The following is a 15,786-nucleotide window of genomic DNA, read 5'->3' on the forward strand; positions in this document are numbered from 1 at the left end:
GAATTTGCGGCCGGAGGCGACCGGCACGCGAGGAGAAGACGATGAACCAAGAAATTATGAATCTCTTCAACCCGACGACGCCGGCTCAGGTCTTCGACCAGATCCGGATCTCGATCGCGTCTCCAGAGAAGATTCTGTCCTGGTCCTACGGCGAGATCAAGAAGCCGGAGACCATCAACTATCGCACCTTCAAGCCCGAGCGCGACGGCCTGTTCTGCGCCCGCATCTTCGGGCCGATCAAGGACTACGAGTGCTTGTGCGGCAAGTACAAGCGCATGAAGTACAAGGGCATCATCTGCGAGAAGTGCTCGGTCGAGGTCACGCTGTCGCGCGTCCGGCGCGAGCGCATGGGCCATATCGAGCTCGCAGCCCCCGTCGCCCACATCTGGTTCCTGAAGTCGCTGCCCTCGCGCATCGGCCTCCTGCTCGACATGACGCTGAAGGATCTCGAGCGGATCCTCTACTTCGAATATTACGTCGTGCTCGAGCCGGGCCTCACCGCGCTGAAGGACCGTCAGCTGCTGTCGGAAGACGAGTATCTGAAGGCCCAGGACGAGTACGGCCAGGACAGCTTCACCGCCATGATCGGCGCCGAGGCGATCCGCGAGCTGCTCAAGGGCATGGACCTCGAGAAGCTTGAGGCCTCGCTGCGTGCCGAGATGCAGGAGACCGACTCCGACATCAAGCACAAGAAGCTCGCCAAGCGCCTGAAGATCGTGGAAGCGTTCCGCCATTCCGGCAACAAGCCGGAATGGATGATCATGACCGTGATCCCGGTGATTCCGCCGGACCTGCGTCCGCTGGTGCCGCTGGACGGCGGCCGCTTCGCGACCTCTGATCTCAACGACCTCTATCGCCGCGTCATCAACCGCAACAACCGCTTGAAGCGGCTGATGGAGCTGCGCGCGCCCGACATCATCATCCGCAACGAGAAGCGCATGCTTCAGGAAGCGGTCGATGCGCTGTTCGACAACGGCCGCCGCGGCCGCGTCATCACCGGCGCCAACAAGCGTCCGCTGAAGTCGCTCGCCGACATGCTCAAGGGCAAGCAGGGCCGCTTCCGCCAGAACCTGCTCGGCAAGCGCGTCGACTATTCGGGCCGTTCGGTGATCGTGGTCGGTCCCGAGCTGCGCCTGCATCAGTGCGGCCTGCCGAAGAAGATGGCGCTCGAGCTGTTCAAGCCGTTCATCTATTCGCGGCTCGACGCCAAGGGCCTGTCCACCACCGTGAAGCAGGCCAAGAAGCTGGTCGAGAAGGAACGGCCCGAGGTCTGGGACATCCTGGACGAGGTGATCCGCGAGCATCCGGTGCTGCTCAACCGCGCACCGACGCTGCACCGCCTCGGCATTCAGGCGTTCGAGCCCGTGCTGATCGAGGGCAAGGCGATCCAGCTTCACCCGCTGGTCTGCTCCGCGTTCAACGCCGACTTCGACGGCGACCAGATGGCCGTGCACGTTCCGCTGTCGCTCGAAGCGCAGCTGGAAGCGCGCGTCCTGATGATGTCGACCAACAACATCCTGCATCCGGCGAACGGCCAGCCGATCATCGTGCCGTCGCAGGACATCGTGCTCGGCCTGTACTACGTCTCGATCATGCGCGAAGGACTGCCCGGCGAGGGCAAGGTGTTCGGCGACATGGCCGAGCTCGAGCACGCGCTGCACGCGAAGGTCATCCACCTCCACACCAAGATCAAGTACCGGTGGGAGGGCATGGACGAGACCGGCAAGGTCTCCAAGCGCTGGATCGAGACCACCGCCGGCCGCGTCATGCTCGGCAATCTGCTGCCGAAGAACCCGCGCATCTCCTACGAGATCATCAACAAGCTGATGACCAAGCGCGAGATCTCCGGCGTCATCGACCAAGTCTACCGCCACTGCGGCCAGAAGGAGACGGTGATCTTCTGCGACCGCATCATGGCGCTCGGCTTCTACAACGCGTTCAAGGCCGGCATCTCGTTCGGCAAGGACGACATGGTCGTGCCGCACGGCAAGTGGAAGATCGTCGACACCACCCGTACGCTGGCGAAGGATTTCGAGCAGCAGTACAACGACGGTCTGATCACCCATGGCGAGAAGTACAACAAGGTCGTCGACGCCTGGTCGAAGGCCACGGAAGAAATCGCCAAGGCGATGATGAAGGAGATCTCCGCCACCAAGAAGACGGCGAGCGGAGCCGACGCCGACATCAACTCGATCTACATGATGGCTCACTCCGGTGCCCGCGGTTCGCCGGCCCAGATGCGCCAGCTCGCGGGCATGCGCGGCCTGATGGCCAAGCCGTCGGGCGAGATCATCGAGACGCCGATCATCTCGAACTTCAAGGAAGGCCTCTCGGTGCTCGAGTACTTCAACTCGACCCACGGCGCCCGCAAGGGCCTCGCGGACACTGCGTTGAAGACCGCGAACTCCGGCTACCTGACCCGTCGTCTCGTCGACGTGGCGCAGGACTGCATCATCACGCAGAGCGATTGCGGCACCAAGCTCGGCATCAAGATGCGGGCCATCGTCGATGCCGGCACCGTGGTCGCCTCGCTCGGCTCGCGCATCCTCGGACGCACGGCCTGCGAAGACGTGCGTGACAGCTCCGGCCAGGTGATCGTCAAGCGCGACACGCTGATGGAAGAGAGCCACGTGGATGCCATCCATCAGGCAGGCATCCAGGAGGTGAAGATCCGCTCGGCACTGACCTGCGAGCTCGTCAACGGCATCTGCGGCAAGTGCTACGGCCGCGACCTCGCCCGCGGCACGCCGGTCAACCACGGCGAAGCGGTCGGCGTCATCGCGGCGCAGTCGATCGGCGAGCCGGGCACCCAGCTCACCATGCGCACCTTCCACATCGGCGGTGCGGCGCAGCTCAACGAGCAGTCCTTCGTCGAAGCCAACTTCGACGGCAAGATCGTGATCAGGAACAAGGCCATCGCCCGCAACAGCGAAGGTCACCTGATCGCGATGGTGCGCAACATGGTTGTCGCGATCGTCGATGCCGACGGCACCGAGCGTGCGACGCACCGTATCCAGTACGGTTCGCGCCTGCACGTCGACGAGGGCGACATGGTCAAGCGCGGCCAGCGCATCGTCGAGTGGGATCCCTACACCCGTCCGCTGCTCACCGAGGTCGAAGGTACCATCGGCTTCGAGGATCTGGTCGAGGGACAGTCGATCTCGGAAACGCTCGACGAGGCCACCGGTATCGCCAAGCGCGTGGTCATCGACTGGCGCTCGACGCGCGGCGGCTCGGACCTGCGTCCGGCCATCGTGATCAAGGGCAAGGACGGCAAGGTGCTCAAGCTCGCCCGTGGCGGCGACGCCCGCTACATGCTGTCGGTCGACGCCATTCTCTCGGTCGACATCGGAGCCAAGGTCCAGCCGGGCGACATCCTCGCCCGTGTCTCGACCGAAAGCGCCAAGACGCGTGACATCACCGGCGGTCTGCCGCGGGTGGCGGAACTGTTCGAGGCTCGGCGCCCGAAGGATGCGGCGATCATCGCCGAAATCGCGGGCACCATCCGGTTCGGGCGCGACTACAAGAACAAGCGTCGCATCTCGATCGAGCCGATGGACAAGACCGACGAGCCGCGCGAGTACCTGATCCCGAAGGGCAAGCACATCCACCTTCAGGACGGCGACGTCGTCGAAAAGGGCGACTTCATCGTGGAAGGCAACCCGGCGCCGCACGACATCCTTGCGGTCAAGGGCATCGAGGAGCTCGCGGCCTATCTGGTCAACGAGATCCAGGAGGTCTACCGGCTGCAGGGCGTGCTCATCAACGACAAGCACATCGAGGTGATTGTCCGTCAGATGCTCCAGAAGGTGGAAGTCACCGACCAGGGCGACACGGACATGATCTCCGGCGAGCAGGTCGACAAGATCGAGTTCGACGCGCTGAACGAGAAGGCCAGGGAAGAGGGCAAGAAGCCCGCCACGGGAACGCCGGTTCTGCTCGGCATCACCAAGGCGAGCCTCCAGACCCGCTCCTTCTTCTCGGCGGCATCGTTCCAGGAGACCACCCGCGTCCTCACCGAGGCGGCGGTCAACGGCAAGATCGATCCGCTCGAAGGCCTCAAGGAGAACGTCATCGTCGGCCGGCTGATCCCGGCGGGCACCGGCGCCTCCATGGCCAAGATCCGCGAAGTCGCCATGAAGCGCGACAAGCTGATCCTGGACGAGCGCGAGAAGCAGGCCGCCGTCGTGTCGCCGGCGCCGGAAGCCGAGCTTCCCGCGCTGCCGCCTGCGGAATGATCGTTCATCCGTAGGAATACCGAGGACAATGAAAAGGCCGGCTTTTGCCGGCCTTTTTGCTGCTTTCTTTGCTTGCTGCGATGCAGGATCGCCCTTTGTTCATCTTTCCTTCAGCCGCAAAAGCGCTTCTGCTAAGGCGACTTAGACCGGTGGTCCCGTGAAGGGGGCAGGGCCGGAAGACCACGGAACTCTCATGCTTGATCTTGCAATCGTAGGCGGCGGCCCCGGCGGGCTGATGAGCGCCTGGTACCTGAAGCGCAAGCTCGGCGACCTCTGCCGCGTCACCATCTACGAGGCCTCCGACCGGCTCGGCGGCAAGATCGTCACGCGCACGTTCGATTCGGCGCCCGCGATGTACGAGGCCGGCGTTGCCGAGATCTACGACTACTCGATGACGGGCCCGGACCCCTTGCGCGAGCTGATCCAGCATTTCGGACTCCAGACCATTCCGATGGATGCCGAGCAGGTCCAGTTCGGCGGTGAGCTGCTCAACGACGTTCCGGGCATGCGCCGCAAATACGGCGCCAAGACTGCGGCCGCGATCGAAGCCTTCCGCAAGCGCTGCGCCGAGGTGATGTCGCCGGTGGAATATTACGAGGGCGTCGGCGCGCACGACAACGAGCATCCCTGGGCCTACAAGACGGCCGAGCAGGTGCTCGACGAGGAGGTCGAGGACGCCATCGCAAAGCGCTTCTTCAAGGTGATGGCGCGCTCCGACATCGCGACCGAAAGCCACAACACCAACGGCCTCAACGCGCTCAAGAACTATCTGATGGACGTCGACGGCTATATCGGCCTCTATTCCATCCAGAACGGCAACGAGCAGCTGATCGAATGCCTGCAGTCGGAGGTCAATGCCGACATCCAGCTCAATCACCGCGTGCTCACCGTCGGCAAGGCGCCGACCGGCCGCTATCAGCTCAAGATGATGAACGGCAAGGGTCCGGAGACGCGCGACTTCGATCTCGTGCTGGTCTGCCTGCCGCATTCCTGGCTCGCCACCATGGGGTGGGAAGGCGAGCAGCTGCGCAAGTCGATGGTCAAGCACGTCTCATACTTCGACCGGCCCGCGCATTATTTGCGCGTCTCGATCCTGTTCGACGAGCCGTTCTGGGGCGACAGGATTCCGGGCGCATGGTTCATGTCGGAAGCCTTCGGCGGCTGCTGCGTCTACAACGAGGGCGCACGTCACGACGTCGGCAAGCATGGTGTTCTGAACTGGCTTATTCCCGGCTCCGACGCGCTGGCTTTTGCCAATCTGTCGGACCAGGAGCTGATCGATGCCGCCCTGAAGTCGCTGCCGGCCTCTCTCGGCGACGCGCGTCTGCACTTCATCGAAGGCAAGATCCATCGCTGGCTGTCCTCGGTGAACGCGCTGCCTGGTGGCTTGCCCGTGCGCGACGTCATGACCAATCACCGGCCCGAGCCGAAGGAGCACCCCGGCATCGTGGTGGTCGGCGACTATCTGTTCGATTCGACGCTGAACGGCCTGCTCGATTCCTCGGACGCGGCGACCGACATCATCCTGACCGAGATGATGCGCTTGCGCCGCGAACGCGCGCAGAGCGAGAAGCCGCTCTCTGACAAGATCGATCGCGATTATTTCGAGAATTATCGCGGCCTCGGCCCCTATCACCAGGCGTGGCGGCACTTCACCGATCCCGACTACCTGACCAAGCTGATCGGCATCGTCTGGGGCAAGGCGGCGGGCGCCAAGCTGCTCATCGCGGGCTCCGCCAGCGGCGAACTGGTCGGCGCGCTGCGCGATCGCGGCATCGATGCATGGGGGATGGAGAACAACCGCGCCATCCATGCCAAGACGCCGAAGGCGCTGAAGAAGTACAACAAGCTCGGCTCGATCACCGACATGCCGTTCAAGGACGGCACGTTCGACTTCGTGTTCGAGACCAGCCTCTGCCACGTTTCCCCGAAGCAGGTGGTCCGCGCCATCCGCGAGTTCAACCGCGTGGTCAAGACCGGCCTCGTGTTCGGCTCCATCACCTCGGACATGGCGCCGGCATTGATCGACCGCTACGACCTCCTGCGCGGGGTCAAGAAGCTCGGCACCTGGTGGGAATGGTCCGAGCTGTTCTTCGGCAACGGCTTCGACCTGTCGATGCACCGCAAGGATTGCACCGATGCGCTGTGGGAGGCGACACTCGCCGCCAACAAGGGGCCGGGGCAGTGGTACGCCGACGCGGACAGCTTGCGCTATTCCTTCTTCGACAAGGTCGAGGACGAGGACTAGTCCCAGGGAACGCGGATCGAGTTCGCCAATTGTTTTGCCGAATTCATCCTGATCGCATAGAATCGGTGCAATAGCGGTTGCCGCTATTCCTGCGTTCTCTGCGGTCATGCCGGCCGTCAGCATCGGTTGGTTTCATGGCGTCCAAACCCCTCCCGCCCGACAAACAGAAGCTCGCCGCGGAAGAGGCGGCCGAGCTCGACGACAAGCTTGCCGTCGCCAAGCCGGACCTCGACGAGGACGACGACGATGAGGCGGATGACGAGCTTGAGCTCGAGGACGACGACGAAGAAGACGAGGACCTCGTCGTCTTTACCGCGCGCGAAGCTGCCGGCGCCCTCGCGACCATCGTCGGGTTCGTCAAGCCCTATCTCTCCAATTACAAGCGGATGCTGTCATTCGTGGCATTCGGCGTCGTGATCGAGACGTTGTTCAACGTCATCATGCCGCTCAGCCTCAAGTTCCTGATCGACGATGCGCTCGGCGAGGAGGATTTTCAGGCGCTCTACAAGATCCTCGGCGTGCTCGCCGTCGCCGGCATCTTCACCTCGATCGTTGCGGTCTGGTACGAACGCTGGGACGCGCGCCTTGCCGCTTGCATCATCTCCGATGTCCGCAAGCGCCTGTTCGAGCACGTTCAGGATTTGCCGGCGGCCTATTTCGGCCGCACCCGGCGCGGCGAGATCCTGTCGCGCTTCTCGGTCGATCTCTCGGCCTTCGAAGGCGCGGTCAAGACGTTCGCCAACAGTGCCGCGCTGCCGTTCCTGGAACTGATCGCCGGCATTATCCTGATGGTCTTCCTCAACTGGCAGCTCGCCGTCGTCGCCCTGCTGGTGTTCCCGATCACGCTGATCGGCCCCCGGATCCTGACGCCGAAGGCGGTGCAGGCCAATTACGAGCAGAAGCTCAACGAATCGGCGCTGCTCGGCCTGGTGCAGGAGAACGTGGCGGCCCAGGCGGTGATCAAGGCGTTCAGCCTGCAACGCAAGATGTTCGGTTTCTTCACCTTGCGCAACGACGAGACCCGCAACAGGATTGCCTCGGCCACATTCCTCTCGACCATGGTGGAGCGGACGGTCACCATCTCGGTGCTCCTCCTGCACCTGGTGGTGCTCGCGATCGGCGCCTATCTGGCGACCAAGGGCCAGATCACCATCGGCACCTTCGTCACCTTCGAGAGCGCGTTCTGGGAGGTCTCCTACAACATCGCCCATGTGATGCATTTCATCCCGGTGTCGATCTCCTCGGCCGCCGCGATCCGTCACATTCAGGAACTGCTCGACGAGCCGACCCGCGGGGCCGATCGTCCCGGCGCGCCGGACCTGCCGCGCATCACCAACGACATCACTTTCGATCACGTCACCTTCCAGTACGAGGGTAGCCAGACGCCGGTGCTGGACAATCTCAGCCTCAAGCTCAATGCCGGCAAGCGCATCGCGATCGTCGGTCCGAGCGGCTCCGGCAAGAGCACGCTGCTGAATCTGATCCTGCGGCTCTACGTGCCCGACGAAGGCCGCGTCGCCATCGACGGCGTCGACGTCCGCAAGGTGACGCTGGACTCGCTGCGCCGGAGCATGGCGGTGGTGTTCCAGGAGAACATGCTGTTCAACATGTCGATCCGCGAGAACATCCGGCTCGGCAAGGAGGGCGCAACCGACGAGGAGGTGGAGGAGGCCGCCAAGAAGGCCGAGATCCACCGCTACATCATGAGCCTGCCGCAGCGCTACGACACGCCGGTCGGCGAGCGCGGCGATACGCTGTCGGGCGGCCAGCGCCAGCGCATCGCGATCGCGCGCGCGATCATCCGGAACCCCTCCGTGCTGCTGCTGGACGAAGCCACCTCGGCGCTGGACCAGACCACCGAGGCCGCGATCAACCGCACGCTGCTCAAGGTCGCCAAGGGCCGCACCATGATCTGGTCGACCCACCGCCTGACCTCGGTGGTCGAAATGGACGAGATCATCGTGATTTCAGGGGGCAGGGCGATCGAGCGCGGCTCCCACGCCGAGCTGCTCGCCAAGAACGGCACCTATCGCAAGCTGTGGAACGATCAGATCCACCAGCCCCACGGCACCGCAGCTCACGCCGCCGACGACCGCGACGACGGCGACGATGACGACGATGACGACGACGAGGAGGACTGACCGGGCCGTGGCGAGCCCGTGATTCTGGTCCGTGGCGCGCGGGCCGAACCTGGCGGCGAGTTCTTCGATTCGAAAAACGCGGTCAGATGGCTCTCATGCAGACCGGCCGGGCCGTCGAAAAGCGCCGTGCAGCCGACACCGCCGTTGTCGGTTGGACCGGACCACCCCACGCCGATCATGGTGATGTTCGCCGCGGATTGCTGCCGACGCGGAGAGATTAACGCGCCTTAACGCATTTCGAGCACAAAAGCCCCTCGCCGCCGATAATAAAGTTTCTTTTTGTCCGGATATAAATTGCTTGTGGGCTGGCGAATTGGAGACTTAGGTCCCATATTGGGGGCGGCGCGGCGAGGGCGGCAAACAGCGATTTTGGCAGGCGCATGAAGCGCTTTGTGACTGTCGTTTCACCTTGACTTGACCGATTCTCACTTATAGAAAGCGCCTCACTTAACGACAGGCGGTGAGCATCGCCAGCGTCGGAACGGGCCACCCGTTGATCCCCAAAGACTAGATCTGCCAGGGGTCGCAAAGACGGGCACCAACCTCGACGAATGCCGCTCAAACGCTGTCGATCATAGCTAGGCAATGCCAGTGCGACTTTAGTTCTCTCGAGCACGTTCTCTTGAGATCGAATTCGGATGCATGACCTCAGTGTGCGGGCCGCGGCATTGCGCTGAACGGCTTCAAGACTGCGGTCCTCTGTGGCGTCGAAGCGCTTTCCGCTCGTTGATGGAGCGGTTGGCGCAATTTCGCTTTGCGCGGGTTATTTCGCGCAAGGTGGCCTCCTCGGGCGGGTGGCTCGAACAGAATTTGCGGACCCGGTGAACGGGCCGCGGCAAGACAGCGGACCCGAGAGGGGCCGCGGCAGAAAAAGGGTGAAGGCCAGTATGCCGACGATCAACCAGCTGATCGCTCAACCGCGGGAAGTGCAGAAGTCGCGCAAGAAGGTGCCGGCGCTGCAGCAGTCGCCGCAGAAGCGTGGTGTTTGCACGCGCGTCTACACCACGACCCCGAAGAAGCCGAACTCGGCGCTTCGTAAGGTTGCCAAGGTGCGCCTGACCAACGGCTTCGAGGTGATCGGCTACATCCCCGGCGAGGGCCATAACCTCCAGGAGCACTCGGTGGTCATGATCCGCGGCGGCCGCGTCAAGGACTTGCCGGGCGTGCGCTACCACATCCTCCGCGGCGTTCTGGACACCCAGGGCGTCAAGAACCGTAAGCAGCGTCGTTCGAAGTACGGCGCCAAGCGTCCGAAGTAAGCGGGAACCAAGCCTATGTCTCGTCGCCACTCTGCGGAAAAGCGCGAAGTTCTTCCGGATCCGAAGTTCGGGAACATCATCGTCACGAAGTTCATGAACTCGGTGATGTACGCCGGCAAGAAGTCGGTTGCGGAAGGCATCGTCTATGGTGCGTTCGGCATCATCGAATCCAAGACCAAGCAGAACCCGCTCGGCGTGTTCGAGCAGGCGCTCGAGAACGTCATGCCGACCATCGAGGTTCGCTCCCGCCGCGTCGGCGGCGCGACCTACCAGGTTCCGGTCGAGGTTCGCTCGACCCGCCGTCAGGCTCTCGGCATTCGCTGGCTGATCGCGGCTGCGCGCGAGCGCAACGAGAAGACGATGACCGAGCGGCTCTCGGCGGAGCTCTTGGACGCATCGAACAACCGGGGGAACGCCGTCAAGAAGCGCGAAGACGTGCACCGCATGGCGGAAGCCAACCGCGCCTTCTCGCACTACCGCTGGTAACGGCGACACACTCGGACTCGCAAGGAACGACCCATGCCCCGCCAACATGCCATCGAGGACTACCGTAACTTCGGTATCATGGCGCATATCGACGCCGGCAAGACCACGACCACCGAGCGCATCCTCTATTACACCGGCAAGAGCCACAAGATCGGCGAAGTGCACGAAGGTGCCGCGACGATGGACTGGATGGAGCAGGAGCAGGAGCGTGGCATCACGATCACCTCGGCCGCGACCACCGCGTTCTGGAACGGCAAGCGCCTGAACATCATCGACACGCCCGGCCACGTCGACTTCACCATTGAAGTCGAGCGTTCGCTGCGCGTGCTCGACGGCGCCGTCTGCGTGCTCGACTCCAACCAGGGCGTCGAGCCCCAGACCGAGACCGTCTGGCGCCAGGGCGACAAGTACAAGGTTCCGCGCATCGTCTTCGCCAACAAGATGGACAAGATCGGTGCCGACTTCTTCAAATGTCTGTCGGACATCGTCGATCGTCTGGGCGCCAAGCCCGTCGCGATCCAGCTTCCGATCGGTGCCGAGAACAACTTCAAGGGTCTCGTCGACCTCGTGAAGATGAAGGGCGTCGTCTGGAACGACGAGTCGCTCGGCGCGAAGTTCGACTATGTCGACATTCCGGAAGACCTCGTCGACCAGGCCAAGGAATACCGCGAGAAGATGGTGGAAGCCGCCGTCGAGCTCGACGATGACGCCATGGCCGCCTATCTCGACGGCAAGGAGCCGGACGAGGCGACCCTGAAGCGCCTGATCCGCAAGGCGGTGCTGACCGGCGCGTTTTATCCCGTGCTGTGCGGCTCGGCCTTCAAGAACAAGGGCGTGCAGCCGCTGCTCGACGCCGTCGTCGACTACCTGCCGTCGCCGCTCGACGTGCCCGCGATCAAGGGCACCGACGACAAGGGCAACGAAGTCGTGCGCAAGGCGGACGACAAGGAGCCGCTGGCGCTGCTCGCGTTCAAGATCATGGACGACCCGTTCGTCGGCACCATCACCTTCTGCCGCATCTACTCCGGCATTCTGCAGAGCGGCACCGGCGTCGTGAACTCGACCCGCGAGAAGAAGGAGCGGATCGGGCGCATGCTGTTGATGCATGCGAACAACCGCGAGGACATCAAGGAAGCCTACGCCGGCGACATCGTCGCGCTGGCCGGCCTGAAGGAAGCGCGCACCGGTGACACGCTGTGCGATCCCGACAAGCAGGTGATCCTGGAGAAGATGGAATTCCCCGAGCCGGTCATCGAGATCGCGATCGAGCCGAAGTCCAAGGCCGACCAGGAGAAGCTGGGCGTGGCGCTGGCCAAGCTCGCCGCGGAGGATCCGTCCTTCCGCGTGTCGACCGACCACGAGTCCGGCCAGACCATCCTCAAGGGCATGGGCGAGCTCCATCTCGACATCAAGGTCGACATCCTCAAGCGCACCTACAAGGTCGACGCCAACATCGGCGCGCCGCAGGTGGCGTTCCGCGAGCGCATCACCAAGCGGGTGGAGCACAGCTACACCCACAAGAAGCAGACCGGCGGTACCGGCCAGTTCGCGGCCGTGTCGTTCATCGTCGAGCCGAACGAAGCCGGCAAGGGCTTCGAGTTCGAATCGAAGATCGTCGGCGGCGCGGTGCCGAAGGAATACATCCCCGGCGTCGAGAAGGGCCTGGAGAGCGTGCTGTCGTCCGGCGTGGTCGCGGGATTCCCCGTGGTCGACGTCAAGGTGCAGCTGGTCGACGGCAAGTATCACGACGTCGACTCGTCGGCGCTCGCCTTCGAAATCGCCTCGCGTGCCTGCTTCCGCGAAGCGCTGCAGATGGGCAAGTCCGTCCTGCTCGAGCCGATCATGAAGGTCGAGGTGGTGACCCCGGAAGACTACACCGGCTCGGTCATCGGCGACCTGAATTCCCGGCGCGGTCAGATCCAGGGTCAGGACATGCGCGGCAACGCCAACGTCATCAACGCGATGGTGCCGCTCATGAACATGTTCGGTTACGTGAACAATCTGCGCTCGATGAGCCAGGGTCGCGCGACCTTCACCATGCAGTTCGATCACTACGCAGAAGCGCCGGCCAACGTGTCGGCAGAAGTCCAGAAGAAGTTTGCCTGATTGTCGTCGGTTGAAAGCTGACGATTGAACGGAGAGTCAAATGGCCAAAGCAAAGTTTGAACGTACCAAGCCGCACTGCAACATCGGCACCATCGGTCACGTCGACCATGGCAAGACGTCGCTGACCGCGGCGATCACCAAGGTTCTCGCCGAAGCCGGCGGTGCGACGTTCACCGCGTACGACCAGATCGACAAGGCGCCGGAAGAGAAGGCCCGCGGCATCACCATCTCGACCGCGCACGTCGAGTACGAGACGCCGAACCGGCACTACGCCCACGTCGACTGCCCCGGCCACGCCGACTACGTGAAGAACATGATCACCGGCGCTGCCCAGATGGACGGCGCGATCCTGGTCGTGTCGGCCGCTGACGGCCCGATGCCGCAGACCCGCGAGCACATCCTGCTCGCCCGCCAGGTCGGCGTGCCCGCGCTCGTGGTGTTCCTCAACAAGTGCGACATGGTCGACGATCCGGAGCTGCTCGAGCTCGTCGAGCTCGAAGTCCGCGAGCTGCTCTCGAAGTACGAATTCCCCGGCGACAAGATCCCGATCATCAAGGGTTCGGCGCTGGCCGCTCTCGAAGACTCCGACAAGAAGCTCGGCCACGACGCCATCCTCGAGCTGATGAAGAACGTCGACGAGTACATCCCGCAGCCGGAGCGTCCGATCGACCAGCCGTTCCTGATGCCGGTTGAAGACGTGTTCTCGATCTCGGGCCGCGGCACCGTCGTGACCGGCCGTGTCGAGCGCGGCGTCGTCAAGGTCGGCGAGGAAATCGAGATCGTCGGTCTCCGCGCCACCCAGAAGACCACCGTCACCGGCGTCGAAATGTTCCGCAAGCTGCTCGATCAGGGCCAGGCCGGCGACAACATCGGCGCGCTGCTCCGCGGCACCAAGCGCGAGGACGTCGAGCGCGGCCAGGTTCTGGCCAAGCCGGGTTCGGTCAAGCCGCACACCAAGTTCAAGGCTGAGGCCTACATCCTCACCAAGGAAGAGGGCGGTCGCCACACCCCGTTCTTCACCAACTACCGTCCGCAGTTCTACTTCCGCACCACCGACGTGACCGGTGTCGTGCACCTGCCGGAAGGCACCGAGATGGTGATGCCGGGCGACAACATCGCGATGGAAGTGCACCTGATCGTGCCGATCGCGATGGAAGAGAAGCTCCGCTTCGCGATCCGCGAAGGCGGCCGCACCGTCGGCGCCGGCGTCGTCGCCTCGATCATCGAGTAATTACGAGAAAAGGGACGGCGAGTAGCGAATGGTGACATTCGCTATTCGCTATTCGCCACCCACTGAAGAGAGACCACGGCAATGAACGGCCAAAACATTCGTATCCGTCTCAAGGCGTTCGACCATCGTATCCTCGATACGTCGACCCGCGAGATCGTGAACACGGCGAAGCGCACCGGCGCGCAGGTCCGCGGACCCATCCCGCTGCCCACCCGCATCGAGAAGTTCACCGTCAACCGTTCGCCCCACGTCGACAAGAAGAGCCGCGAACAGTTCGAGATGCGCACTCACAAGCGCCTGCTCGACATCGTCGATCCGACCCCGCAGACCGTCGATGCTTTGATGAAGCTCGACCTGGCCGCCGGTGTCGACGTCGAGATCAAGCTCTAAGATTTTGGATCCCGTTCGCCAAAAGCGGACAAAGAGAACAGGAAGCAAGCCGATGCGCTCCGGAGTGATCGCACAAAAGGTCGGGATGACGCGGGTCTTCACGGAGGCCGGCGAACATATCCCCGTGACCGTGCTGAAGCTCGGCAATTGCCAGGTCGTAGGCCACCGCACCGAAGAGAAGAACGGTTACGTCGCGCTCCAGCTCGGTTCGGGCAGCCGCAAGACCGTTTACATGCCGAAGGCCGAGCGCGGCCAGTTCGCGGTCGCCAAGGTCGAGCCGAAGCGCCGGGTCGAGGAATTCCGCGTCACCGCGGACGCCATGATCCCGGTCGGCGCTGAGATCCAGGCTGACCACTTCGTCGTCGGTCAGTTCGTCGACGTCACCGGCACCTCGGTCGGTAAGGGCTTCGCCGGCGGCATGAAGCGCTGGAACTTCGGCGGTCTGCGCGCCACGCACGGTGTGTCGATCTCGCACCGCTCGATCGGTTCGACCGGTGGCCGTCAGGACCCCGGCAAGACCTGGAAGAACAAGAAGATGCCCGGCCACATGGGTGTCGACCGCATCACCACGCTCAACCTTCGCGTCGTCCAGACCGATGTCGAGCGTGGCCTGATCCTCGTCGAGGGCGCCGTTCCCGGCTCCAAGGGCGGCTGGATCCGCGTGCGCGACGCCGTCAAGAAGCCGCTGCCGAAGGAAGCTCCGAAGCCCGGCAAGTTCAAGGTTGCTGGCGACGCGGAAGCCGCTCCGGCTGCGCAGGAGGCGTGAGATGGAATTGAAGGTCACCACCCTCGAAGGTAAGGAAGCCGGCTCCGTCCAGCTGTCCGACGCCATTTTCGGTCTCGAGCCGCGCGAGGACATCATCGCGCGCTGCGTGCAGTGGCAGCTCAACAAGCGCCAGGCCGGCACGCACAAGGCCAAGGGCCGCGCCGAGATCTGGCGCACCGGCAAGAAGATGTACAAGCAGAAGGGCACCGGCGGTGCTCGTCACGGCTCGGCCCGCGTGCCGCAGTTCCGCGGCGGCGGTCGTGCCTTCGGTCCGGTGGTGCGTTCGCACGCCACCGACCTGCCGAAGAAGGTCCGTGCGCTCGCACTGAAGCATGCGCTCTCGGCCAAGGCCAAGGACGGCGATCTCGTCGTGATCGAGAAGGCCGCGCTGGAAGCCGCCAAGACCAAGGCGCTGCTCGGCCACTTCTCGGGCCTCGGCCTCACCAACGCGCTGATCATCGACGGTGCCGAGCTCAACAACGGCTTCGCCGCTGCGGCCCGCAACATCCCGAACATGGACGTGCTGCCGATCCAGGGCATCAACGTCTATGACATCCTGCGCCGTCAGAAGCTCGTTCTGACCAAGGCCGCCATCGATGCGCTGGAGGCGCGCTTCAAATGAGCAAGAACATCGAGCCTCGCCACTACGACGTGATCCTGTCGCCGGTCGTGACCGAAAAGGCGACGATCGCTTCGGAGCACAACAAGGTGCTGTTCAAGGTGGCCGCCAAGGCGACCAAGCCGCAGATCAAGGAAGCGATCGAGAAGCTGTTCGACGTCAAGGTCAAGAGCGTCAACACGCTGGTCCGCAAGGGCAAGGTCAAGGCCTTCCGCGGCACCATCGGCTCGCAGTCGAACAGCAAACGCGCGATCGTGACCCTCGAAGAGGGTCACCGGATCGACGTCACCACCGGTCTGTAA

11 protein-coding genes are annotated in these 15,786 nt (G+C 63.5%); all 11 read left to right on the plus strand.

The annotated features are described in order from the left end of the window. The first annotated feature begins 41 nt into the window (after positions 1-41). The 11 genes from rpoC to ACNJYA_RS15865 all read left to right on the plus strand — a co-directional run bounded on the left by rpoC (position 42) and on the right by ACNJYA_RS15865 (position 15,786). Complete coding sequence (rpoC, locus tag ACNJYA_RS15815) at positions 42-4,238, plus strand: DNA-directed RNA polymerase subunit beta' (protein ID WP_172783197.1); 4,197 nt, start codon at positions 42-44, stop codon at positions 4,236-4,238. A 193-nt stretch (positions 4,239-4,431) separates the two neighbouring features. Beyond that, positions 4,432-6,486 carry an FAD-dependent oxidoreductase gene (locus ACNJYA_RS15820; protein ID WP_439366847.1) on the plus strand — a complete coding sequence of 685 codons (2,055 nt, stop codon included), beginning with the start codon at positions 4,432-4,434 and terminating at the stop codon, positions 6,484-6,486. 134 nt (positions 6,487-6,620) lie between these two features. Further along, positions 6,621-8,627, plus strand: coding sequence for an ABC transporter ATP-binding protein (locus ACNJYA_RS15825; protein WP_439403217.1), 2,007 nt, complete (start codon positions 6,621-6,623; stop codon positions 8,625-8,627). Between the two features lie 887 nt (positions 8,628-9,514). Next, positions 9,515-9,886 (plus strand): 30S ribosomal protein S12, encoded by a 372-nt coding sequence (rpsL, locus tag ACNJYA_RS15830; RefSeq protein ID WP_007603006.1) that lies wholly within the window; start codon positions 9,515-9,517, stop codon positions 9,884-9,886. A 15-nt stretch (positions 9,887-9,901) separates the two neighbouring features. Beyond that, positions 9,902-10,372, plus strand: a complete 471-nt coding sequence (rpsG, locus tag ACNJYA_RS15835) for a 30S ribosomal protein S7 (protein WP_018647239.1) — start codon at positions 9,902-9,904, stop codon at positions 10,370-10,372. A gap of 33 nt (positions 10,373-10,405) precedes the next feature. Beyond that, complete coding sequence (gene fusA / locus ACNJYA_RS15840) at positions 10,406-12,478, plus strand: elongation factor G (protein WP_212254949.1); 2,073 nt, start codon at positions 10,406-10,408, stop codon at positions 12,476-12,478. Positions 12,479-12,518: 40 nt separating this feature from the next. Further along, the gene (tuf, locus tag ACNJYA_RS15845) at positions 12,519-13,709 is read left to right on the plus strand and encodes an elongation factor Tu (protein ID WP_025036994.1); all 1,191 of its coding nucleotides are present in this window, start codon (positions 12,519-12,521) and stop codon (positions 13,707-13,709) included. An 81-nt stretch (positions 13,710-13,790) separates the two neighbouring features. After that, a complete protein-coding gene (gene rpsJ / locus ACNJYA_RS15850) occupies positions 13,791-14,099 on the plus strand; it encodes a 30S ribosomal protein S10 (protein ID WP_002712302.1) in 309 nt (102 codons plus the stop codon). Between the two features lie 52 nt (positions 14,100-14,151). Next, positions 14,152-14,865, plus strand: coding sequence for a 50S ribosomal protein L3 (gene rplC, locus ACNJYA_RS15855; protein ID WP_025036993.1), 714 nt, complete (start codon positions 14,152-14,154; stop codon positions 14,863-14,865). Position 14,866: 1 nt separating this feature from the next. Then, positions 14,867-15,487 carry a 50S ribosomal protein L4 gene (gene rplD / locus ACNJYA_RS15860; protein WP_018647243.1) on the plus strand — a complete coding sequence of 207 codons (621 nt, stop codon included), beginning with the start codon at positions 14,867-14,869 and terminating at the stop codon, positions 15,485-15,487. Beyond that, positions 15,484-15,786 carry a 50S ribosomal protein L23 gene (locus ACNJYA_RS15865; RefSeq protein ID WP_025036992.1) on the plus strand — a complete coding sequence of 101 codons (303 nt, stop codon included), beginning with the start codon at positions 15,484-15,486 and terminating at the stop codon, positions 15,784-15,786. Before rplD ends, ACNJYA_RS15865 begins: the two co-directional genes overlap by 4 nt.

It is taken from the genome of Bradyrhizobium sp. BLXBL-01 (assembly GCF_051853025.1).
Lineage (GTDB): Bacteria > Pseudomonadota > Alphaproteobacteria > Rhizobiales > Xanthobacteraceae > Bradyrhizobium.

What these genes read in the sequence shown, in the direction of transcription:
- rpoC (WP_172783197.1), top strand. Translation starts at nt 42, where the DNA reads ATGAACCAAGAAATTATGAATCTCTTCAACCCGACGACGCCGGCTCAG.
- ACNJYA_RS15820 (WP_439366847.1), top strand. Translation starts at nt 4,432, where the DNA reads ATGCTTGATCTTGCAATCGTAGGCGGCGGCCCCGGCGGGCTGATGAGC.
- ACNJYA_RS15825 (WP_439403217.1), top strand. Translation starts at nt 6,621, where the DNA reads ATGGCGTCCAAACCCCTCCCGCCCGACAAACAGAAGCTCGCCGCGGAA.
- rpsL (WP_007603006.1), top strand. Translation starts at nt 9,515, where the DNA reads ATGCCGACGATCAACCAGCTGATCGCTCAACCGCGGGAAGTGCAGAAG.
- rpsG (WP_018647239.1), top strand. Translation starts at nt 9,902, where the DNA reads ATGTCTCGTCGCCACTCTGCGGAAAAGCGCGAAGTTCTTCCGGATCCG.
- fusA (WP_212254949.1), top strand. Translation starts at nt 10,406, where the DNA reads ATGCCCCGCCAACATGCCATCGAGGACTACCGTAACTTCGGTATCATG.
- tuf (WP_025036994.1), top strand. Translation starts at nt 12,519, where the DNA reads ATGGCCAAAGCAAAGTTTGAACGTACCAAGCCGCACTGCAACATCGGC.
- rpsJ (WP_002712302.1), top strand. Translation starts at nt 13,791, where the DNA reads ATGAACGGCCAAAACATTCGTATCCGTCTCAAGGCGTTCGACCATCGT.
- rplC (WP_025036993.1), top strand. Translation starts at nt 14,152, where the DNA reads ATGCGCTCCGGAGTGATCGCACAAAAGGTCGGGATGACGCGGGTCTTC.
- rplD (WP_018647243.1), top strand. Translation starts at nt 14,867, where the DNA reads ATGGAATTGAAGGTCACCACCCTCGAAGGTAAGGAAGCCGGCTCCGTC.
- ACNJYA_RS15865 (WP_025036992.1), top strand. Translation starts at nt 15,484, where the DNA reads ATGAGCAAGAACATCGAGCCTCGCCACTACGACGTGATCCTGTCGCCG.